Annotated in this window: 20 protein-coding genes and 1 riboswitch; of the genes, 10 read left to right on the top strand and 10 right to left on the bottom strand. The window is 59.3% G+C overall.

All coding sequences use genetic code 11. The annotated features are described in order from the left end of the window. Positions 1-91 precede the first annotated feature (91 nt). The 4 genes from rpoC (at position 92) to ACJ8MK_RS24300 (ending at position 6669) form a co-directional block, all read left to right on the top strand. Entirely contained in the window at positions 92-4315 is a 4224-nt protein-coding gene (rpoC, locus tag ACJ8MK_RS24315; RefSeq protein WP_021505232.1) for a DNA-directed RNA polymerase subunit beta', read from the top strand. Between the two features lie 167 nt (positions 4316-4482). Continuing rightward, positions 4483-4929 carry a GNAT family N-acetyltransferase gene (locus ACJ8MK_RS24310; RefSeq protein ID WP_033655330.1) on the top strand — a complete coding sequence of 149 codons (447 nt, stop codon included), beginning with the start codon at positions 4483-4485 and terminating at the stop codon, positions 4927-4929. After that, on the top strand, positions 4929-5393 hold the full coding sequence (locus ACJ8MK_RS24305) for an oxidoreductase (RefSeq protein ID WP_103774579.1): 465 nt from the start codon (positions 4929-4931) through the stop codon (positions 5391-5393). The genes ACJ8MK_RS24310 and ACJ8MK_RS24305 overlap by 1 nt, the downstream gene beginning before the upstream one ends. A 1-nt stretch (position 5394) precedes the next feature. Further along, a complete protein-coding gene (locus ACJ8MK_RS24300; RefSeq protein WP_033636723.1) occupies positions 5395-6669 on the top strand; it encodes a sensor histidine kinase in 1275 nt (424 codons plus the stop codon). Here ACJ8MK_RS24300 and ACJ8MK_RS24295 read toward each other — a convergent pair. From ACJ8MK_RS24295 to ACJ8MK_RS24260, 8 genes are all read right to left on the bottom strand, one after another. Then, complete coding sequence (locus tag ACJ8MK_RS24295; RefSeq protein ID WP_033636724.1) at positions 6655-7434, bottom strand: helix-turn-helix domain-containing protein; 780 nt, start codon at positions 7432-7434, stop codon at positions 6655-6657. The genes ACJ8MK_RS24300 and ACJ8MK_RS24295 overlap by 15 nt on opposite strands. Positions 7435-8171: 737 nt before the next feature. Next, positions 8172-9305 (bottom strand): 2-iminoacetate synthase ThiH, encoded by a 1134-nt coding sequence (gene thiH, locus ACJ8MK_RS24290; protein WP_033655319.1) that lies wholly within the window; start codon positions 9303-9305, stop codon positions 8172-8174. After that, on the bottom strand, positions 9305-10084 hold the full coding sequence (locus ACJ8MK_RS24285) for a thiazole synthase (protein ID WP_103774578.1): 780 nt from the start codon (positions 10082-10084) through the stop codon (positions 9305-9307). The genes thiH and ACJ8MK_RS24285 overlap by 1 nt, the downstream gene beginning before the upstream one ends. Position 10085: 1 nt before the next feature. Then, positions 10086-10286, bottom strand: a complete 201-nt coding sequence (thiS, locus tag ACJ8MK_RS24280) for a sulfur carrier protein ThiS (RefSeq protein ID WP_016929423.1) — start codon at positions 10284-10286, stop codon at positions 10086-10088. Continuing rightward, positions 10283-11032: a HesA/MoeB/ThiF family protein gene (locus ACJ8MK_RS24275; RefSeq protein WP_004929883.1), complete on the bottom strand. Its 750-nt coding sequence runs from the start codon at positions 11030-11032 to the stop codon at positions 10283-10285. The genes thiS and ACJ8MK_RS24275 overlap by 4 nt, the downstream gene beginning before the upstream one ends. Beyond that, positions 11025-11675 (bottom strand): thiamine phosphate synthase, encoded by a 651-nt coding sequence (gene thiE, locus ACJ8MK_RS24270; RefSeq protein ID WP_033655322.1) that lies wholly within the window; start codon positions 11673-11675, stop codon positions 11025-11027. Before thiE ends, ACJ8MK_RS24275 begins: the two co-directional genes overlap by 8 nt. Next, positions 11668-13611, bottom strand: a complete 1944-nt coding sequence (thiC, locus tag ACJ8MK_RS24265; RefSeq protein ID WP_442518109.1) for a phosphomethylpyrimidine synthase ThiC — start codon at positions 13609-13611, stop codon at positions 11668-11670. Before thiC ends, thiE begins: the two co-directional genes overlap by 8 nt. Positions 13612-13725: 114 nt before the next feature. Beyond that, positions 13726-13850, bottom strand: a riboswitch (TPP riboswitch). Between the two features lie 39 nt (positions 13851-13889). Continuing rightward, positions 13890-14393, bottom strand: a complete 504-nt coding sequence (locus ACJ8MK_RS24260) for an Rsd/AlgQ family anti-sigma factor (protein WP_033655324.1) — start codon at positions 14391-14393, stop codon at positions 13890-13892. 101 nt (positions 14394-14494) lie between these two features. Between ACJ8MK_RS24260 and nudC the strand changes: the two genes are divergently transcribed. From nudC to ACJ8MK_RS24230, 6 genes are all read left to right on the top strand, one after another. Further along, positions 14495-15262, top strand: a complete 768-nt coding sequence (nudC, locus tag ACJ8MK_RS24255) for an NAD(+) diphosphatase (RefSeq protein WP_033655326.1) — start codon at positions 14495-14497, stop codon at positions 15260-15262. 38 nt (positions 15263-15300) lie between these two features. Beyond that, positions 15301-16365, top strand: a complete 1065-nt coding sequence (hemE, locus tag ACJ8MK_RS24250; protein WP_033636735.1) for a uroporphyrinogen decarboxylase — start codon at positions 15301-15303, stop codon at positions 16363-16365. A 9-nt stretch (positions 16366-16374) separates the two neighbouring features. Further along, complete coding sequence (gene nfi, locus ACJ8MK_RS24245) at positions 16375-17061, top strand: deoxyribonuclease V (protein ID WP_033655325.1); 687 nt, start codon at positions 16375-16377, stop codon at positions 17059-17061. A 48-nt stretch (positions 17062-17109) separates the two neighbouring features. Beyond that, a complete protein-coding gene (locus tag ACJ8MK_RS24240) occupies positions 17110-17700 on the top strand; it encodes a YjaG family protein (RefSeq protein ID WP_025160203.1) in 591 nt (196 codons plus the stop codon). 189 nt (positions 17701-17889) lie between these two features. Beyond that, a complete protein-coding gene (hupA, locus tag ACJ8MK_RS24235; protein WP_004929874.1) occupies positions 17890-18162 on the top strand; it encodes a nucleoid-associated protein HU-alpha in 273 nt (90 codons plus the stop codon). A gap of 36 nt (positions 18163-18198) precedes the next feature. Continuing rightward, positions 18199-18870, top strand: coding sequence for a DUF1481 domain-containing protein (locus tag ACJ8MK_RS24230; protein WP_079656126.1), 672 nt, complete (start codon positions 18199-18201; stop codon positions 18868-18870). 49 nt (positions 18871-18919) lie between these two features. Here the strand turns inward: ACJ8MK_RS24230 and purD are convergent, their stop codons facing one another. Continuing rightward, on the bottom strand, positions 18920-20203 hold the full coding sequence (gene purD, locus ACJ8MK_RS24225) for a phosphoribosylamine--glycine ligase (protein ID WP_033636738.1): 1284 nt from the start codon (positions 20201-20203) through the stop codon (positions 18920-18922). Positions 20204-20251: 48 nt separating this feature from the next. Then, positions 20252-21841: a bifunctional phosphoribosylaminoimidazolecarboxamide formyltransferase/IMP cyclohydrolase gene (gene purH / locus ACJ8MK_RS24220; RefSeq protein WP_101455725.1), complete on the bottom strand. Its 1590-nt coding sequence runs from the start codon at positions 21839-21841 to the stop codon at positions 20252-20254. Positions 21842-22427: the final 586 nt, after the last annotated feature.

Below are 22427 nucleotides of genomic sequence, written 5' to 3'. Positions count from 1 at the left end.
TAAGGGAGCCTGAGGGTGGTTGTTCAGGTCACACGGGTACCTACTGCGGTTGTGGGTACCCAACAGGTTTAACTCCGACAGGAGCCAATCCGTGAAAGACTTATTGAAGTTTCTGAAAGCGCAAACTAAGACCGAAGAGTTTGATGCGATCAAGATTGCTCTGGCCTCGCCAGACATGATCCGTTCGTGGTCGTTCGGTGAAGTTAAGAAGCCGGAAACCATTAACTACCGTACGTTCAAACCAGAGCGTGACGGCCTTTTCTGCGCCCGTATCTTCGGGCCGGTAAAAGATTACGAGTGCCTGTGCGGTAAGTACAAGCGCTTGAAACACCGCGGCGTGATCTGTGAGAAGTGCGGCGTTGAAGTGACCCAGACCAAAGTGCGTCGTGAGCGCATGGGCCACATCGAGCTGGCTTCGCCGACCGCGCACATCTGGTTCCTGAAATCGCTGCCATCCCGCATCGGTTTGCTGCTGGATATGCCGCTGCGTGACATCGAACGCGTACTGTACTTCGAATCCTATGTGGTGGTCGAAGGCGGTATGACCAACCTCGAGCGTCGTCAGATCCTGACCGAAGAGCAGTATCTGGACGCGCTGGAAGAGTTCGGTGACGAATTCGACGCCAAGATGGGTGCGGAAGCTATTCAGGCCCTGTTGAAAAACATGGATCTGGAAGCCGAGTGCGAGCAGCTGCGTGAAGAGCTGAACGAAACCAACTCCGAAACCAAGCGCAAGAAGCTGACCAAGCGTATCAAGCTGCTGGAAGCGTTCGTGCAGTCCGGTAACAAACCGGAGTGGATGATCCTGACCGTGCTGCCGGTACTGCCGCCGGATCTGCGTCCTCTGGTTCCGCTGGATGGCGGTCGTTTCGCGACCTCGGATCTGAACGATCTGTATCGCCGCGTGATCAACCGTAACAACCGTCTGAAACGCCTGCTGGATCTGGCTGCGCCGGACATCATCGTGCGCAACGAAAAGCGTATGCTGCAAGAAGCGGTAGACGCCCTGCTGGATAACGGCCGTCGCGGTCGTGCCATCACCGGTTCCAACAAACGTCCTCTGAAATCTTTGGCCGACATGATCAAAGGTAAGCAGGGTCGTTTCCGTCAGAACCTGCTCGGTAAACGCGTTGACTACTCCGGCCGTTCCGTAATCACCGTAGGTCCATACCTGCGTCTGCATCAGTGCGGTCTGCCTAAAAAGATGGCGCTGGAGCTGTTCAAACCGTTCATCTACGGCAAGTTGGAGCTGCGTGGCCTGGCCACCACCATCAAAGCCGCCAAGAAAATGGTTGAGCGTGAAGAAGCCGTCGTTTGGGATATCCTGGACGAAGTGATCCGCGAACACCCGGTACTGCTGAACCGTGCACCAACCCTGCACCGTTTGGGTATCCAGGCGTTTGAACCGGTTCTGATCGAAGGTAAAGCGATCCAGCTGCACCCGCTGGTTTGTGCGGCCTATAACGCCGACTTCGATGGTGACCAGATGGCCGTTCACGTACCGCTGACGCTGGAAGCTCAGCTGGAAGCGCGTGCGCTGATGATGTCCACCAACAACATCCTGTCCCCTGCGAACGGCGAGCCAATCATCGTTCCTTCTCAGGACGTTGTACTGGGTCTGTACTACATGACCCGCGACTGTGTTAACGCCAAGGGCGAAGGCATGGTGCTGAACGGTTCCAAAGAAGCTGAGCGTGTTTACCGCGCCGGCCTGGCGTCTCTGCATGCGCGCGTTAAAGTGCGTATCACCGAAGACGTCAAAAACGCCGAAGGCGAATGGACTTCTCAGACCAGCATCATCGACACCACCATCGGCCGCGCCATCCTGTGGATGATCGTACCGAAAGGTCTGCCGTACGCGATCGTTAACCAGCCTTTGGGCAAGAAAGCGATCTCCAAGATGCTGAACACCTGTTACCGCATCCTGGGCCTGAAGCCGACCGTTATCTTTGCTGACCAGATCATGTACACCGGTTTTGCTTACGCAGCCCGTTCCGGCGCTTCCGTAGGTATCGACGACATGGTTATCCCGGCCAAGAAAGCGGAGATCATCGAAGAAGCGGAAACCGAAGTTGCCGAGATCCAGGAGCAGTTCCAGTCTGGTCTGGTTACCGCCGGCGAACGCTACAACAAAGTGATCGATATCTGGGCTGCAGCGAACGAACGCGTTGCGAAAGCGATGATGGAAAACCTGTCGGTAGAAGACGTGGTTAACCGTGACGGCGAAGTGGAACAGCAAGTTTCCTTCAACAGCATCTTTATGATGGCCGACTCCGGTGCGCGTGGTTCCGCCGCTCAGATTCGTCAGCTGGCCGGTATGCGTGGTCTGATGGCGAAGCCGGACGGCTCCATCATCGAAACGCCAATCACCGCGAACTTCCGTGAAGGTCTGAACGTACTCCAGTACTTCATCTCCACCCACGGTGCTCGTAAAGGTCTGGCGGATACCGCACTGAAAACCGCGAACTCCGGTTATCTGACCCGTCGTCTGGTTGACGTGGCGCAGGATCTGGTTGTGACCGAAGACGACTGTGGCACCCACGACGGCATCCTGATGACTCCGGTTATCGAAGGTGGCGACGTGAAAGAGCCGCTGCGTGAACGCGTTCTGGGCCGTGTGACGGCAGAAGACGTCCTCAAGCCGGGTACGGCGGACATTCTGGTGCCACGCAACACCCTGCTGAACGAGAAGGCGTGTGACCTGTTGGAAGAGAACTCTGTCGACAGCGTTAAAGTCCGTTCCGTGGTGAGCTGTGAAACCGACTTTGGTGTGTGCGCAAACTGCTACGGTCGCGACCTGGCACGTGGCCACATCATCAACAAAGGTGAAGCCATCGGCGTTATCGCGGCACAGTCCATCGGTGAGCCGGGTACACAGCTGACGATGCGTACGTTCCACATCGGTGGTGCGGCATCTCGTGCGGCTGCTGAATCCAGCATCCAGGTGAAAAACAAGGGTAGCATCAAGCTGAGCAACGCGAAGTTCGTTATGAACGCTGCGGGCAAGCTGGTGATCACCTCGCGTAACACCGAACTGAAACTGATCGACGAATTCGGCCGTACCAAAGAAAGCTACAAGGTGCCTTACGGTGCCGTGATGGGCAAAGGCGACGGTGAAGAAGTTAACGGCGGCGAAACCGTTGCTAACTGGGATCCGCACACCATGCCGGTCATCAGTGAAGTCAGCGGCTTCATTCGCTTCGCGGACATGGTTGACGGCCAGACCATTACTCGCCAGACCGACGAACTGACCGGTTTGTCCTCTCTGGTAGTTCTGGACAGCGCAGAGCGTACCGGTAGCGGTAAAGACCTGCGTCCGGCACTGAAAATCGTTGACGCTCAGGGCGAAGACGTATTGATCCCAGGTACTGATATGCCTGCTCAATACTTCCTGCCGGGCAAAGCGATCGTTCAGTTGGAAGACGGCATTCAGATTGGTGCGGGTGATACCCTGGCGCGTATTCCTCAGGAATCCGGCGGTACCAAGGATATTACCGGTGGTCTGCCGCGCGTTGCCGACCTGTTCGAAGCACGTCGTCCGAAAGAGCCGGCAATCCTGGCTGAAATCAGCGGGATTATCTCGTTCGGTAAAGAGACCAAAGGCAAACGTCGCCTGGTGATCTCTCCGCTGGACGGCAGCGACGCTTACGAAGAGATGATTCCGAAATGGCGTCAGCTTAACGTGTTCGAAGGCGAAGTGGTGGAACGTGGCGACGTCGTATCCGACGGCCCAGAGTCTCCGCACGACATTCTGCGTCTGCGTGGCGTGCATGCGGTTACCCGCTACATCACCAACGAAGTGCAGGAAGTTTACCGTCTGCAAGGCGTTAAGATTAACGATAAGCACATCGAAGTTATCGTTCGTCAGATGCTGCGTAAAGGCACTATCGTTAGCGCTGGTGGCTCCGAGTTCCTGGAAGGCGAGCAGGCTGAAGTGTCTCGCGTCAAGATTGCCAACCGTCAGCTGGAAGCTGAAGGTAAGATCCCGGCAACCTTCTCGCGCGATCTGCTGGGTATCACCAAGGCTTCCTTGGCGACCGAGTCCTTCATCTCCGCCGCATCGTTCCAGGAAACGACGCGCGTTCTGACCGAAGCTGCCGTAGCCGGCAAGCGTGATGAACTGCGTGGCCTGAAAGAGAACGTCATCGTGGGCCGTCTGATCCCAGCCGGTACCGGTTACGCTTATCATCAGGATCGCATGCGTCGCCGTGCTCAGGGTGAAGCGCCGGTTGTTCCGCAAGTCAGCGCGGAAGAAGCGACGGCTAACCTGGCCGAGCTGCTCAACGCAGGCCTGGGCGGCAGCGACGACGAGTAATCGTCATCCGCGCCGCGGGCCCGGCATGCCGGGCCCATTGCCAGATAAACCGCTCCCTCGGGGGCGGTTTTTTTTCGCCTCATGCCGGGGTAGAGCAAACTTTGCTACTATGGTTACAGCAGAAATTGACCGGCGCTTTTTACCTGACAACCAAGGACAGTGCGAACATGGACAGCCTCATTACCTTCGAAAAATTGACGGCGCAACACCTGCCTTACCTGTATGAGATCCGCTTTTCCGTTGAGGAAAACCTGCTGCATCCGCATCAGATCCAGTATCTGCAGCGCAAACAGGCGCTGGAGGACATCAACCAGGGCGGCGGCTGGATCTGCAAGCATGGCGACGACTATGCCGGCGTTGGCTTCGGGCTATTCATCCCTGAACCGCTGATCGGCGGCCTGTTCGTGAAGCCGGAATACCAGTCGAAGGGGATCGGCTCCGCCTTGCTGGCACGGATCACTCACTGGATGTTTGAACACGGCGCCGAAGCGATCCACTTAACCACCGATCCCGGCTCCAAAGCCGAAGGCTTTTATCAACATCACGGCTGGGCCGTGGTCGGGCAGGATGAATTCGGCCAGGTCGAACTGGTGAAACGCAAAGAGGGTGACTGATGAAAATCAACGGATTGATGACGTTACTGCTGCTTTCGCTGTTCAGCGCGCCGCTGTATGCGGCCGTTGACTATTTTTACCTGAGGCCGCTCGACGGCGAGAAGATCAAGATAACCCGGCAGATGCTGGAGGCGATGCCGTCGCACACGATTAAAACCTCGACCAATTTCACCCCGGAAGATACGTTCACCGGCGTTGAGCTTGCGGAGCTGGTGAAAGCCTATCATCTGAAAGGCCAGTCGGTGCGCGCTTTCGCCTGGGATGATTACTCCTATTCGATGCCGATTGACGAGATGACTAAATACCGCGTGATCGTCGCCTATCAGCGCGGCGGCAAGCCGATCGACGTGGGGGAACTGGGGCCGTTCGCCATTATTTATCCGCGCGATAGCTACGCCGAGCTGAATAATCTGGATGTGAACGCGAAAACCGTCTGGCAAGTTAAACGGTTGGAGCTGAAATAAGATGAGCAAAAAACTGATCGGTACTCTTATCGCGTTGGTTGCCATCTTCTCCTTATTGATTTTGTTGATTGCCATTAACTTCGGCGGCGTAAAAGAACGCTATAAGCAGATCGAGCCCAATCTGGACAACTACTCGGTGGCCGAGATCCTCTTTCTGGCGTTTGAAAGAACCAAAACCGCGTTGCTGCTCAGTGAAAATAACGACTACGACGCCTTCCAGATCAAAAAGAAAATCTTCTACTCGAAGATTCAGATCCTGGAGAGCCGTTCGACCTTCAGCGACTCTTTTTATTACGACGACGAGTTCATCAAGAATGTTGCGCTGCTGAAGCAGCAGTACCGCACGTTGGACGATCTCTCCGCCGGCTTGCTGGTGGGGCAGAAAAACAAGGCGGACATTCTCTCTTATATGGATGATATCGAGGGCACGCTGGTCGATATCCAGGAAATTATTTATCGGATACAGATTAAAAACTTTACCGAAGTGAAAGGCATCATCCAGGAGAATTCGAGTAAAGCCGAGATGTTCGCCCTCTTTTCGTTGATTTTGGTGTTTCTGATGATGTTCCTGGTGCTGAGAAATGCCTTCTCGTTAAAAGAGATCATCAAGAACAAGAACATCTTTATCTCTTCCATCTACCACGAGATCGCCGGCTCGACTCAGGCCATCGTCATTGCCGCGGATATCATGGAGCACGAGCTGGCGCAGGAAGAGTTGAAAAAAGAAGCCCGCCTGATCTCCTATCACGGCAATAAGATCGCCGAACAAACGCGCGAGGTGATGGATTATTCGCGGCTTGAGATGGGGGAAGTCAAAATCAATATTTCCACCTTCCGGCTGAATGAGGTGGTGGACGATGCCGTAACCGGCATCGGCGCCGGGCGCGGCAATCGTCTCGTGATTCACCGTTCGTCTTATGCCGGCCTGATTGGTTCTGATAAATACAAGCTCTACCGAATATTGGCCAACCTGCTCAGCAACGCGGACAAATTTACCCACCGCGGCGCGATAACCCTTAACGTGAAGGTATGTCACGGCAATCTGTATTTGCGGGTAAAAGACACTGGCATCGGGTTTAACGTCAAAAATCTGGATCGGTTGTATAAGGCGTTCAATCAGGGGGTGGAAAGGGAAACGCGGCAGGGGTTGGGGCTGGGGCTGACCATTATCAAAAATTACGTCACGACGATGAAAGGTACCATTAAAGCCAAATCCGTCGAAGGAGTGGGCTCATCGTTTTTGATCCGCATCCCGGTCAAACTAATTAAAGAATAGGTTCGACAGCAGCAGCGAGGAGATAATCAGCGGCTTGGTCGGTTTTTCCACCAGATGTACGTCATAGTGCAGGATCATATCGCCGATGTTTTTCTCGTAGTGATTCAGCTGGCCGGTCAGAATGATGATGCGGGCGTGCGGATCGAGGGCGTCTTTAATTTTCTTCACGACGCGTTCGGAGGTCTCGCCGAAATCCAACAGCCAGTCCAGAATAAACGCCTCAAAGGACTGCTGTTCCAGCGCGGCCAGCATGGCGTCCGCCGTCTGAAAGGTCTCAGTCTCGATGCCGTATCGGCTGGCGATCTTCTTCAACAGTTCGAGAATATCCCCATCATTGTCCAGGATCGCGATACGCGGGGCCGGCAGAAAGTCTATCTTGTTGACTTTGTACAGCGGAGCCTCGGCGGCATGTTCCCGATTGGTGTTGATGATGAAAAGATCGTCTTTTTTGCAGGCGTAGGTTTCGTCGTTGTCCGCTTGCGTGACCGGGCGCTCGTCAACCTCAATATTGCAGCGCTTGTGAATGCTGTTCATGATAAAGACGGCGTTATGCGTCCTTTGACCGGCAAACGGCTCGTTGAAGTACTGAAATACCTTTTTGACTTCATCGAGGGTGATGCCTCTTTTGCCATCCAGCTTCTGTTTGGCGCTGTTGTACTGAAGGTTCAGTATGTTGGCCATCGTGGAGGCATGCTTTCTGTCGCCAACTCCTTTCAGAGTGAGCAACGCGCTGATTGCATCGATGTAATTTGGCGTTTTCTTCATGACAACCTTGGCTTTTTTTGATGTTGACCGCGAGCGCTGAAAAACCTGCGCGAGGACCCGTGCTGGATTATAGATGATGACTGGGGGTTGCAGCGATATCAGTTTGATTTTGCTTGTCAAACTCAAAATACACTCGATGCTAAATAAAAAAACACTCAAAAGACATTCACATTTAATCGTTTGTATGGTTAATTAGCGCACATACTGTGTGATTCGCGTCCTGGGGGGGTGCCAGTCTCACAAAATAAACCGCCTGCTCTTGTCCGTAAGCAGGGAGCAGGCGGCAAAAAGATCCGCGGCCAACACCAGGGCCAATGGCAGCACCGGGGATGACCACTCGAATCTCTCTTCGTCGCTGTACCTTCTTATCCTCGTTCCCACTTTTCTGCCGCCACAGCGCTCTATGAGTATCACTCCTGAGTGAGTGCCGCACATCGTTATGCCATCTTTCTGACTGCCCATTAGCCGACAAGGCAATCTGCCCGTACGCCCTGACCGGCCGCGATACGCCATATGCGCGTTGCCGCGAACGAGGGCCCGGCGTCGCGCAAGAGAATCTCCGGCGCGATCCGGGATGGGATAAGGCGGGGCCATCGAGAGGGTGACGGCCCCGGCCGACGCCGGGTTTGGCGGTCGGCAAGGTCACTATAGCCGGGGAGGTTACCGGCGCCAGCGCCGGCGTTCGGCATTGCGCGGCCGCTCCCGCGTTTTCTTCACGCGGCGGTAAACGTTGCCGCTTATTGCGTGCTGCGTCCCAGATAACCGTCCCAGTCTTTCCACACCGGCTGCAGCCCGGCGTTGCTGATGGCCTCGGCGACCTGCTGTGGCGTGCGGCCGTCGTGCGGCTCGAACTGTTCCAACTCCGGCGGCACGTCGTCGGCATAGCCGCCGGGCTGCGTCTTGGATCCGGCGCTGACGCTGTTGATCGCCACCGGGATCATGTGATCGCGGAAGTACGGCGATTCACGCGTAGACAGCGACAGCTCAACGTCCGGTGCGAACAGCCGGAAGGCGCAGATCAGCTGCACCAACTGAGGCTCGCTCATGATCGACGCCGGCTCAATGCCGCCGGCGCAGGGGCGCAGACGCGGGAACGAGATCGAGTAGCGGCTCTGCCAGTAGGTTTGCTGCAGGTAGAACAGATGTTCCGCCAGCAGGTAGCAGTCGGTGCGCCAGCTGTTGGACAGGCCGATCAGCGCACCGAGGCCGATCTTGTCGATCCCGGCGCGCCCCAGGCGATCCGGCGTGGCCAGGCGCCAATGAAAATCCTGCTTCTGCCCGCGCAGATGGTGCTGCAGATAGGTGGCCGGATGGTAGGTTTCCTGATACACCAGCACGCCGTCTAGGCCCAGCGCTTTCAGTTCGGCGTACTCGTCCTGCGCCAGCGGCTGCACTTCCATCATCAGCGAGCTGAAGTGGCGGCGGATCGCCGGAATGTGCTGACGGAAATAGTCCATGCCAACCTTACTCTGATGTTCGCCGGTGACCAGCAACAGGTGCTCGAACCCCAGAGCCTTGATGGCTTCGCACTCGCGTGCGATCTCCGCCGCGTCCAGCGTTTTGCGCTTGATGCGGTTGCTCATCGAAAAGCCGCAGTAGGTGCAGTCGTTGGCGCACAGGTTAGAAAGGTACAGCGGCACATAGAAGCTGACGACGTTGCCGAAGCGCTGACGGGTCAGCTGCTGCGCGCGCTGCGCCAGCGGTTCCAGATACGGCGCGGCGGCGGGGGAGATCAGCGCCATAAAGTCGTCGCGCGTCAGCTTGTCGGCGGTCAACGCGCGTTCCACGTCGCGTGCGGTTTTGCCGTTGATGCGCAGCGTAATGTCGTCCCAATCCAGCTGTTGCCAGCGGCTACTGAAATCGTCGCCCATCACTGCGCCTCCTCTGGTTGGCTGAGGAAGGCGGTCAGCGGGCTGGAGGCGGCCGCACCGCGCTGGCTGGCACCCAATCCGGCGCTGTGCGCCAGCTCGCCGGCCTCCAGCGCCAGGCGAAACGCCCGTGCCATTTGCACCGGGTCGCGCGCCACGGCGATGGCGGTATTCACCAGCACCGCGTCGGCACCCAGCTCCATCGCTTCCAGCGCGTGGCTCGGCGCGCCGATGCCGGCGTCGATCACCACCGGCACCTTGGCCTGCTCGATGATGATCTCGAGGAAGTCACGGGTGCGCAGACCGCGGTTGGAGCCGATAGGGGCGCCGAGCGGCATCACCGCCGCACAACCCACCTCTTCCAGCCGTTTGCACAGCACCGGATCGGCACCGCAGTAGGGCAGCACCACAAAACCGTCTTTCACCAGCGTTTCCGCCGCCTTCAACGTTTCTATCGGATCCGGCAGCAGGTATTTCACATCGGGATGGATCTCCAGCTTCACCCAGTGGGTGCCGAGCGCTTCGCGCGCCAGCCGGGCGGCGAACACCGCTTCGGCGGCGGTTTTGGCGCCGGAGGTGTTGGGCAATAGCCTTACGCCCAGCTGCTGCAGCGGCGCCAAAATGGCGTCGTTGCCGCCGCGCAGATCGACGCGCTTCATGGCCATGGTCACCAGCTGTGAGCCGGAGGCCGCCAGCGCCTCCAGCATCAACGCCGGGGTGGCGAACTTGCCGGTGCCGGTGAACAGGCGCGAGGTAAAAGTGGTATCGGCGATTTTCAGCATGTCAGCCTCCGGCGATCGCTTGAAACAGCAAAATGTCGTCACCGTCCTGCACCTGATGGTCGGCCCAGTCGGCGCGCGGGATGATGGTTTGGTTGATCGCCAGCGCAGTGCCCGGCTGGTGGCGTTCCAGCTGGGTCAGCAGGGCGGCGACGCTGAGCGGCTGCGCCAGCTCCAGCGGTTGGTCGTTCAGACGGATCTTCATGCCGCGCCTCCGCATACCGGGCAGGCGCGGGCCTGGCTCAGTTGCAGCGTGCTCCAGCTCTGCTGCTTGCCGTCGAACAGTCGCAGCTTGCCGCTGAGGGAGGAAGGCATGCCGGCCAGCATCTTGATGGCTTCCAGCGCTTGCAGAGTGCCGATCACGCCCACCACCGGGCCGAGCACCCCGGCGGTGCGGCAGTTGCGCTGCGGCTCTTCCTGCTCCGGATACAGGCAGGCGTAGCAGCCGTGTGCATAGGGCGGCTCGAGCACCAGCAGTTGGCCGCTGAAACCGACCGCGCTGCCGCTGATCAGCGGCTTGGCGGCGGCGATGCAGGCGGCATTGACCTCATGACGGGTCGCCATATTGTCGCAGCAGTCCAGCACCAGATCGGCGCGGGCGACCGCGTCGCGCAGCGCTTGCCCCTGCAGCCGCTGCGCCAGCGGGATGGATTCCACCAACGGGTTCAGCGCCTGCAGGTGGCGTTGCGCCAGCGCCGCCTTGCCGGTGGCGGTATCGGCGCTGCGGTAGAGGATTTGCCGCTGCAGGTTGGTGACATGCAGCTGGTCGTCGTCGGCCAACAGCAGCGTGCCGACGCCGGCGGCGGCCAGATACAGCGAAGCCGGGGAACCGAGCCCGCCCAAACCGACGATCAGCACCGTGGCGCGCTTGAGTTTCTCCTGGCCTTCCGGGCCGACGTCCTCCAGCAGCAGCTGGCGGCTGTAGCGCAGGAATTCCTGATCGTTAAGCATCGTTCGGATCCTCGCCTTCGATCAGCCGCAATAGCTCGGCCGTCGCCGCGCGCCAGTCCGGCGCCTGGGTGATGGCGCTGACCACCGCCACGCTACCGACGCCGCACGCCAGCACTGCCGGTACGCGATCGATGCTGATCCCGCCGATCGCCACCGTCGGGTAATCCGCCAGGCCGGCGATGTGGCGTTTCAACTCCGCCAGCCCCTGCGGCGCCGAAGGCATGTCTTTGGTTTGGGTGGGGAAGATGTGCCCCAGCGCGATGTAGGAAGGTTTCACCGCCAGCGCGCGTGCCAACTCGGCGTCGTCATGGGTGGACACGCCCAGCCGCAGCCCGGCGCGGTGAATGGCCGCCAGATCGGTAGTATCGAGATCCTCCTGGCCCAGATGCACGCCGTAAGCGCCGTGCTTGATCGCCAGCCGCCAGTAGTCGTTGATGAACAGCCGCGCCTGATAACGCTGGCCTAGCGCGATGGCGGCGGCGATATCCGCTTCGACCTGCTCGTCAGGCAGGTCCTTGATGCGCAGCTGGATGGTGGTGACGCCGGCCTCCAGCAGGCGAGCGATCCATTCCACGCTGTCGACGACCGGGTAAAGCCCCAGTTTGTGGGGCGTAGCCGGGAAGGGGGTCGTGATATCAGTCATTGCTTGTCTCCTCTTGCAGGGTGCCGGCGCTGTGATACAGCTCGCTGCCGCGGGCGCGGAATTCGGCGGACATTTTCTCCATGCCGGTCAGCTGCACTTCGATCGGCTTGGCGGCCTCCTGGGCGGCGGCGTAGTCGCGCACCTCCTGCGAAATTTTCATCGAGCAGAATTTCGGCCCGCACATCGAGCAGAAGTGGGCGACCTTGCCGGACTCCTGCGGCAGGGTTTCGTCGTGATAGGCGCGGGCGGTGGCCGGATCGAGCGCCAGATTGAACTGATCTTCCCAGCGGAATTCGAAACGCGCCTTGGACATGGCGTTATCGCGGATCTGCGCGCCAGGATGGCCTTTGGCCAGATCGGCGGCGTGAGCGGCGATCTTGTAGGTGATCAGGCCCTGTTTAACGTCCTCTTTGTTCGGCAGGCCGAGGTGTTCTTTCGGCGTGACGTAACACAACATGGCGCAGCCGAACCAGCCGATCATTGCCGCGCCGATGCCGGAGGTGAAATGGTCATAGCCCGGGGCGATATCGGTAGTCAGCGGGCCGAGGGTGTAGAACGGCGCTTCGTGGCAGTGTTCCAGCTCTTCGGTCATGTTGCGACGGATCATCTGCATCGGCACGTGGCCCGGGCCTTCGATCATCACCTGCACGTCGTATTCCCAAGCGATTTTGGTCAGCTCGCCCAGCGTATGCAGCTCGGCGAACTGTGCTTCGTCGTTGGCGTCCTGAATCGAGCCGGGGCGCAGGCCGTCGCCGAGCGACAGCGAAACATCGTAGGCGGCGCAGATCTCACAGATTTCACGGAAATGCTGATAGAGGAAGTTTTCCTGATGGTGCGACAGACACCATTTGGCCATGATCGAGCCGCCGCGCGACACGATGCCGGTCAGGCGTTTAGCGGTCATTGGCACGTAGCGCAGCAGCACGCCGGCGTGGATGGTGAAGTAGTCGACCCCTTGCTCCGCCTGTTCCAGCAGCGTATCGCGGAACATCTCCCAGGTGAGGTTTTCCGCCACGCCGTTGACCTTCTCCAGCGCCTGGTAGATCGGCACGGTGCCGATGGGCACCGGGCTGTTGCGCAGGATCCACTCGCGGGTTTCGTGAATATAGCGGCCGGTAGAGAGATCCATCACGGTGTCCGCGCCCCAGCGGGTGGACCACACCAGCTTCTCCACCTCTTCTTCGATCGACGACGTGACCGCCGAGTTGCCGATATTGGCGTTCACCTTCACCAGGAAATTGCGGCCGATGATCATCGGTTCCGCCTCCGGGTGATTGATGTTGGCGGGAATGATCGCGCGGCCGGCGGCCACTTCCTGGCGCACGAACTCCGGCGTGATGTTGTCCGGCAGATTGGCGCCCCAGCTTTGACCCGGGTGCTGGTGGCGCAGCACCTCGCCGCGAATGCGCTCGCGCCCCATGTTTTCACGGATGGCGATGAACTCCATCTCCGGGGTGACGATACCGGCGCGGGCATAGTGCAGCTGGGTCACGCACTTGCCCGGCAGCGCCTTGCGCGGCAGCGGCAGATGTTCGAAGCGCAGGTGATCAAGCCCCTCGTCCGCCAGCCGCTGTTGGGTGAAGCCGGAACTGGTGCCGCTGAGGGTGGCGCTATCGCCGCGCGCGTCGATCCAGCCGGCGCGCAGTTTGGCGAGACCGGCGTGCACGTCGAGCTTGGCCTGCGGATCGCCGTAGGGGCCGGCGGTGTCATACACCGGGATCGCCTCGTTGGGTTCATACTGCGGGTTGTCTTTGCTGCCGCCGAGCAGGGTCGGGCTGAGCTGAATTTCGCGCATCGGCACCTGGATATCGCTGCGCGAGCCTTGCAGATAGATGCGGCGTGAGTTCGGGAAAGCCATGCCTTGCAGGGTGTCGATAAACTGCTGGGCGGCTTCGCGTTGCGCTTTACGGGCGCGCGGTGGATTAACGTTAGACATAGCAAGTTCCTACCAGTGTGTTGGGTTGGGAAAGTTGCTTGTCTGGAGCTCGGAGGGAGTAATGATGGTGGCCGATAAGGCAGGGCGCCCGCAAGGGGAAGGCCGTGCCTGTGGCGATAGATTACTCTTGTTCCCTTCGCGGGTATTAACCCGATCAGGTTCCGCGGATCCCGAATTAACGGTCTCAGCCTGGCTGATTCGATGAACAAATCAGGCGCTAGGCACTCCGACAAGATGCCCCCCAGTATAGGAGGGATAAGAAAAAAAACTATAAAATTTTAACGCGCCGGATCCAGCGCCTGGTCCGGCAGCGGTTGCTGCGCGGCTTCCGCCTCCAGCAGGATCAGCTTATCTTCCAGCGCAAAGCGCGCCGCCAGCGTTTCGCCGATATCCGACAAGGCCTGGTGGAATTCCAGACAAATCTCCTGATCGATATCCACTTCGGTATAGCGATCGTGGAACGCCATGATCTGTTCGGTATTGGCCCACAGCTTGGGGTAGATGTTCACCGCCAGCGACATTTTCGGACTGGCTGCGCCTTCCACTTGTTTGATAATTCTGTCATAGATATGAAAATGCCCTGCGGAGAGGTAATCCACCAGGTTGTGGCAAAAGTTCTCCAGCGCTTTTTCATTCAGCGGCGTATGCTTTTCTTTATTCGGTTTGAGGCCTACCAGCGTGCAGTAGGCGACCAGCAACTGCTTGCGGGCCTGAAGCCATTGATCAACTAATTCATTACTACCGCCAACGCGCTGAGTCAGCCTTTCCAAACGGTTGAGCATGTTTGACTCCGTGTAAGTAATAAAAGTAACCGGTAAGTTATTAAAATGTAACAAAGCCGATTCGTAGAGTGCCAGTGAAGCTGAGGTTGTGCAACAACGATATGGAACTTGCATTAACGGGCAATGAAAACGGCTGGTGGATCGTCAGCCATGAAAGCAAACTTTGGTTACCGAACGGTGAATTGCCGTCGGGGACGGCCGCCGCCCTCGGGCTGCAGGGCCACATGGCGCGCACCATCGGTGAGTGGGCGGGTGCGCCGGTTTGGCTGGTGCGCCAGGCGATGCCGCGGGAGATGGGCTCGGTGCGTCAGCTGTTGGATCTGGATCGCGGTCTGTTTCAGCTTGCCGGGCGCGGCGTGCAGCTGGCGGATTTCTACCGTTCACATCGCTATTGCGGCTACTGCGGCCATGAGATGCACCTCAGCCGCAGCGAGAGCGCCTGCCTGTGTGGCCACTGCAAAGAGCGCTACTATCCGCAGATTGCACCCTGCGTGATCGTCGCCATTCGGCGCGAGGATCAGATCCTGCTGGCGCAACACGTGCGCCATCGCGGCGGTATCCACACGGTGCTGGCCGGCTTCGTCGAAGTGGGCGAAACGCTGGAGCAGGCGGTAGCGCGCGAAGTGATGGAAGAGAGCAATATCGAAATCAAGAACCTGCGCTACGTCACTTCACAACCCTGGCCGTTCCCGCACTCGCTGATGATGGCCTTTATGGCCGATTACCATCAGGGGGAAATTCGTCACGATCCCAAGGAGCTGCTCAACGCTGGCTGGTATCGCTACGACCAATTGCCGCTGTTGCCGCCGCCCGGCACCGTGGCGCGCCGGTTGATTGAGGACACCGTGGCGCTGTGCCGGGCAGAATAATGTACAATGGCCGGCAGATTATTAAGGGAGCCCCATAAATGACTGAGTTGAAGAACGATCGCTACCTGCGCGCGCTGTTGCGCCAGCCGGTGGATGTGACCCCCGTATGGATGATGCGCCAGGCCGGTCGTTATTTACCGGAGTACAAGGCGACCCGCGCCCAGGCCGGTGATTTCATGTCGCTGTGCAAGAACGCGGAGCTGGCCTGCGAGGTCACGCTGCAGCCGCTGCGCCGCTATGCGCTGGACGCCGCCATCCTGTTCTCCGACATTCTCACCATTCCCGACGCCATGGGGCTCGGCCTGTACTTTGAAGCCGGCGAAGGCCCGCGTTTCAGCTCCCCCGTTACCTGCCGCGCCGACGTCGACAAGCTGCCGGTGTTCGATCCGGAAGTGGAGCTGGGCTATGTGATGAACGCGGTGCGCACCATTCGCCGCGAGCTGAAGGGCGAAGTGCCGCTGATCGGCTTCTCCGGCAGCCCGTGGACGCTGGCGACTTATATGGTCGAAGGCGGCAGCAGCAAAGCCTTCACCAAGCTGAAGAAGATGATGTATGCCGAACCGGCCACGCTGCATCTGTTGCTGGACAAGCTGGCGGACAGCGTGATCCTGTACCTCAATGCCCAGATCAAGGCCGGCGCGCAGTCGGTGATGGTGTTCGACACCTGGGGCGGCGTGCTGACCGGGCGCGACTACCGCGAGTTCTCTTTGCACTACATGCACAAGATCGTCGACGGGCTGCTGCGTGAAAACGACGGCCGCCGCGTGCCGGTGACGCTGTTCACCAAAGGCGGCGGGCAGTGGCTGGAGGCGATGGCCGCCACCGGCTGCGATGCGCTGGGGCTGGATTGGACCACCGACATCGCCGACGCGCGTCGGCGCGTCGGCGACAAAGTGGCGCTGCAGGGCAATATGGATCCGTCGATGCTTTATGCCTCTCCGGCGCGCATCGCGGAAGAAGTGGAGACCATTCTGGCCGGTTTCGGCCACGGCAACGGCCATGTGTTCAACCTGGGCCACGGCATCCATCAGGATGTGCCCCCGGAGCACGCCGGCGCCTTCGTCGAGGCGGTGCACGCGCACTCGGCGAAATATCACCGTTAAGGATTCGATGTGACCGATATGGCGGCCCTGCGCGCCGAACAGCTGCGGCGCGCGGCTGAAGTCATTCGCTACGACGATCTGCCGGCCGAACCGCCGGCCTTCATCGCCGGCGCCGACGTGGGCTTCGAGCAAGAAGGGGCGGTGACGCGCGCCGCCATCGCCATCCTGCGCTATCCGTCGCTGGAACTGGTGGAGTATCAGGTGGCGCGCATCGCCACCGTCATGCCCTACATCCCGGGCTTCCTGTCGTTTCGCGAATACCCGGCGCTGTTGGCCGCCTGGGGGCAGCTGCAGCAGAAACCGGGGCTGATCTTCGTCGATGGGCATGGCATTTCGCATCCGCGGCGTCTCGGCGTCGCCAGCCATTTCGGCCTGCTGGTCGATGTGCCGACCATCGGCGTGGCCAAGAAGCGCCTGTGCGGCAAATTCGCGCCGCTGGACGCCGCCGTCGGCGCGCTGGCGCCGCTGGAAGATAAGGGTGAACCGCTGGGCTGGGTGTGGCGCAGCAAGGCGCGTTGCAACCCGCTGTTCATCTCTACCGGGCATCGCGTGGGCGCCGACAGTGCGCTGGCGTGGGTGCAACGCTGTATGGCGGGCTACCGTTTACCGGAGCCGACCCGCTGGGCCGACGCCATCGCGTCGCGCCGTCCGGCGTTTCAGCGTTGGTTGCAGCAGCATCCGGAGGTGTCGCCATGAGCGATTTCGGGTACACTGCGCCGCAGATAACGCGTAAGAGAGTAAAGCATGCTACGTAACCCGATTCATTTACGTCTGGAACGGCTCGAGGCCTGGCAACATTTGACCTTTATGGCCAGTTTGTGCGAGCGTATGTACCCGAATTACCAGATGTTCTGCAAACAGACCGAGTTCGGCGATCCGGCGGTTTATCGCCGCATTCTGGATTTGGTGTGGGAAACGCTGGTGGTGAAGGACGCCAAGGTCAACTTCGACAGCCAGCTCGAGAAGTTGGAAGAGGCGATTCCGTCGGCGGAAGATTACGATCTTTACGGCGTTTACCCGGCAATTGATGCCTGTATCGCATTAGGGGAACTGATCCATTCGCGGCTCGGCGGGGAGACGCTGGAGCACGCCATCGCCATCAGCGAAACATCGATTCGCACCGTGGCGATGTTGGAAATGACCCAAGCCGGTAAGGAAATGACCGACGAAGAGTTGGAAAGTTTGCCTGCGGTAGAGGAAGAATGGGACATTCAATGGGAAATTTTCCGCCTGTTGGACGCCTGTGAAGAGCGCGATATAGACCTGATCAAGGGGCTGCGATCCGACCTGCGAGAGGCCGGTGTCAGCAACATCGGGATAAATTTAGCGCAATAAGGCAACAAAACGTGATTTAACGCCTGATTTGTCATGCCTTAAGGCTTCACATCCGCACCCTGTCTGGTCTACATTTGGGGGGCGTAAAAAAAGTGGCTATCGGTGCGTGTATGCAGGAGAGTGCTGTCAATCGGCATATCCGTCGCACTCGATGCTTTGCAAACGATAAACACACTGTAAGGATAACTTATGAACAAGACTCAACTGATTGATGTAATCGCGGACAAGGCTGACCTTTCCAAAGCACAAGCTAAACTGGCTCTGGAATCCACCCTGGCTGCTATTACTGAGTCTCTGAAAGAAGGTGATGCAGTACAATTGGTTGGCTTCGGTACTTTCAAAGTAAACCATCGTAGCGAGCGCACTGGCCGCAACCCACAGACTGGCAAAGAAATCAAAATCGCAGCAGCCAACGTGCCTGCGTTCGTTTCTGGCAAAGCACTGAAAGACGCTGTTAAATAAGACCGCGCCTCGGTGAAAAGAATAAACAGGGGGGCGATGGCGCCCCTTTTGTTTGCTCGTCGGGCGCTCATGGCCGTTGGCATCGCCGTCGGCCTGAGCGCCTGCAGTTTCCATTCCGATATCCCCAGCTTTACCGCCAGCGGCTTCGTGGCCGATCAGGGTGTGATACGCCTGTGGCGTAAAGACGATGAGCAACATCGTCCGCAGGTGTTGGTCAGCGTCTACAGCCCTTACCGTGGTCCGGGTACCATCACCACGCTGTACACCTATCAGGGCGACGTGCTGCGCCAAATCAAACGCAACGACGCCGACGGCGATCGAGATTCCATTCAACTGCGCTTTGCCGACGACGGCACGGTGAGCTTTATGCAGCGCCAGTTGGCGACACGCCGCGAACCGTTGACCAGCGATGAAATCGCTCTGTACCAATATCAGGCGCGGCGGATCCTTGAAGTGAGCAATGCGCTGCGCGCCGGCAAGGTGAAATTGCTGCAGGGGCGCTGGATGCAGGGCGAGGTGCAAACCTGCGACGGCCAACGCATGAAACCGGGGCTGGATGCCGCCTCCATCGTTTGGATCGAGAAACGCGCCCGCAGCAGTAGCCGGCCGGTGAGCGTCGCCTGGCTGGAAGCGCCCGAAGGCAGCGAACTGCTGCTGGTGGCGAACGACGACTTCTGCAGCTGGGAACCGAAAGAAGACCAGCTGTAAAAAAGGCCCCGCGCTGCGGAGCCTCCCATCATGACCTTAGACGGCCAAATCACTTGCCGCGCGCAATCGCGCGATAACCGATATCTTTGCGGCAGAAGCTGCCCGGCCACTGAATGCCTTCCGCCAGCTGGTAGGCGCGTTGCTGCGCCTGCGCCACGGTGTCGCCCAGCGCCGTTACGCACAGCACGCGGCCGCCGCTGGTGACGACGTCATCGCCCTGCAGGCGTGTACCGGCGTGGAAGACCTTGCCGTCGGCGCTTTCCTGCTGCGGCAACCCCTGGATCACTTCGCCGTTGCGATAGTCACCCGGATAACCGCCGGCCGCCAGCACCACGCCGAGCGCAGGGCGTTCGTCCCAGTCGGAGCTTTTCTCGTTCAGGCGGCCTTCGGCACCCGCCAGGCACAGTTCCACCAGATCGGAGCGCAGGCGCAGCATGATCGGCTGGGTTTCGGGATCGCCAAAACGACAGTTGAATTCGATCACCTTCGGCTGGCCATCGGCGGCGATCATCAGGCCGGCGTACAGGAAGCCGACGTAGGTGTTGCCTTCCGCCGCCATGCCGCGCACCGTCGGCCAGATCACCTGATCCATGGCGCGCCGGTGGATTTCGTCGGTCACGACCGGCGCCGGGGAGTAAGCCCCCATGCCGCCGGTGTTCGGGCCGGTGTCGCCGTCGCCGACGCGTTTGTGGTCCTGGCTGGTGGCCATTGGCACCACGTTCTCGCCGTCGACCATCACGATGAAGCTGGCTTCTTCGCCGTCGAGGAACTCTTCCACCACGATGCGATGACCGGCGTCGCCGAAGGCATTGCCGGCCAGCATGTCTCGCACCGCCTCTTCCGCTTCCTGCAGCGTCATCGCGACGATCACGCCTTTACCGGCCGCCAGGCCATCGGCCTTGATGACGATCGGTGCACCTTTGCGGCGCACATAGGCCAGCGCCGGCTCCACCTCGGTAAAGTTTTCATATTCGGCGGTCGGGATGCGGTGGCGCGCCAGGAAATCCTTGGTGAAGGCTTTGGAGCCTTCGAGCTGCGCGGCGGCCTGTGACGGGCCGAAGATTTTCAAACCGGCGGCCTGGAAGGCATCGACCACGCCGATCACCAGCGGCGCTTCCGGCCCGACGATAGTCAGACCGATGTCATGGCTCTGGGCGAAAGCGACCAGGGCAGGGATGTCGGTGGCGGCGATCGCCACGTTTTCCAGATTGGCTTCCAGCGCGGTGCCGGCATTGCCCGGCGCAACGTAGACTTTGTCCGCCAGCGGAGACTGGGCGGCTTTCCAGGCCAGCGCGTGCTCGCGCCCGCCGTTGCCGATAATCAAAATGTTCATCAGGGGCTCCACGAATGGCGTGCGCCGGAGCGCACGCGGCAAAAGGAATTAATGGCGGAAGTGACGCATGTCGGTAAAGATCATGGCGATGCCGTGTTCGTTGGCGGCGGCGATCACTTCGTCGTCGCGGATAGAGCCGCCCGGCTGGATCACGCAGGTAATGCCGACCGCCGCCGCGGCATCGATGCCGTCGCGGAACGGGAAGAAGGCATCTGAGGCCATGGCAGACCCTTTCACTTCCAGCCCTTCGTCGCCCGCTTTGATGCCGGCGATCTTGGCGGAGTAAACGCGGCTCATCTGGCCGGCGCCTATGCCGATGGTCATGTTGTCACGTGCATAAACGATGGCGTTGGATTTCACGAACTTGGCCACTTTCCAGCAGAACAGCGCGTCGCGCAGTTCCTGTTCGGTCGGCTGACGCTCGGATACCACACGCAGATCGGCGGCGGTTACCATGCCCAGATCGCGATCCTGCACCAGCAGGCCGCCGTTGACGCGCTTGAAGTCCAGCCCCGCCACGCGTTGCTGCCACTGGCCGCAGGCCAGCACGCGCACGTTCTGCTTGGCGGCCAGCAGGGAGCGCGCTTCCTGGGTGACGTTTGGCGCGATGATCACTTCCACGAACTGGCGGCTGATGATCGCCTGCGCGGTGGCGGCATCCAGCTCGCGGTTAAAGGCGATGATGCCGCCAAAGGCGGAGGTCGGGTCGGTTTGGTAAGCGCGCTCGTAGGCGGCCAGGATGTCGTCGCCGATCGCCACGCCGCAAGGGTTGGCGTGTTTGACGATCACGCAGGCCGGCTCGGCGAACTCTTTCACGCATTCCAGCGCGGCGTCGGTATCGGCGATGTTGTTATAAGACAGCGCCTTGCCCTGCAGCTGCTCGGCGGTCGCGACGGACGCTTCCTTTACCTCTTCTTCTATATAGAAGGCGGCCTGCTGGTGGCTGTTCTCACCGTAGCGCATATCCTGCTTCTTGATGTAGTTGAGGTTCAGGGTGCGCGGGAAGCGGCCGGACGGCTGCTCGGTCTCGCCGTGGTACGCCGGCACCAGCGCGCCGAAGTAGTTGGCGATCATGCTGTCGTAGGCGGCGGTGTGCTCGAAGGCCTTGATGGCGAGATCGAAGCGGGTGGCATAGCGCAGCGAGCCGTCGTTGTTGTCCATCTCGGTAATGATGGCGGCGTAGTCGCTGCTCTTCACCACGATGGCGACGTCTTTATGGTTCTTGGCGGCGGAGCGCACCATGGTCGGGCCGCCGATATCGATATTCTCGACCGCGTCTTCCAGCGAGCAATCCGGGCGCGCCACGGTTTGGGCGAACGGGTACAGATTGACGACCACCATGTCGATAGGCTGGATGTCATGCTGAGTCATGATGGCGTCGTCCTGCCCGCGGCGGCCGAGAATACCGCCGTGAACTTTCGGGTGCAGGGTCTTTACTCGTCCGTCCATCATCTCCGGGAAGCCGGTGTAGTCGGAAACTTCGGTAACGGGCAGACCGGCGTCTGCCAGCAGGCGAGCGGTGCCGCCGGTGGAGAGCAGTTCAACGCCGCGCTGGGAAAGCGCTTCGGCGAATTCAACGATACCGGCTTTGTCAGACACGCTGAGCAGGGCCCGGCGGATTGGACGAGGTTGTTGCATGGTTTTATCCCTTGGCTTTGAGTCGCAATTAAAGAGCGTTACGTGAATGTCCACCTCGTTTTCTCTATAAGGAAAGGTTTTTGCCTTATAAAGGGAGGGGCAGGCGCATATTCAGGTAACGCCCCCATAAAAAGGGGGATCGTTTCGTCGCGGGGAATTGTAGCGAAAACGTTTGCGTGGCGCTCGTAAATTTTCCGTGCAAATCGCATCTGTGGATAACACTGTGTGCAAGTGGGTATAAGGCGGGGTTTTGCTGTGGAATGCAGCGAACGATCGTTTTTGCGGAAAATACCTGTTGCGGCCTGCGAGGAACTCCCTATAATGCGCCTCCATCGACACGGAACATGTGAACAACTTCACAGAGTATCCGGGGGTCGCAGAGAAAAAATCCTGAAAATTAGGGTTGACTCTGAAAGAGGAAAGCGTAGTATACGCCACCTCGAGTTAGCAAGCGAAAGCGCCTAACTCACTGCTCTTTAACAATTTATCAGACAATCTGTGTGGGCACTCCACAAGACGATATCCAGCATCTTCGGGTGCAAAAAAATATCAAGTCTTGAAGAGTGACTAACTGAAGTAAAATTCA

Source organism: Serratia sp. CY38905 (assembly GCF_052168875.1).
Taxonomy (GTDB): domain Bacteria; phylum Pseudomonadota; class Gammaproteobacteria; order Enterobacterales; family Enterobacteriaceae; genus Serratia; species Serratia sarumanii.
Note: the sequence above shows the minus strand (reverse complement) of the source record. Positions and strands in the feature narration are given on the sequence as shown.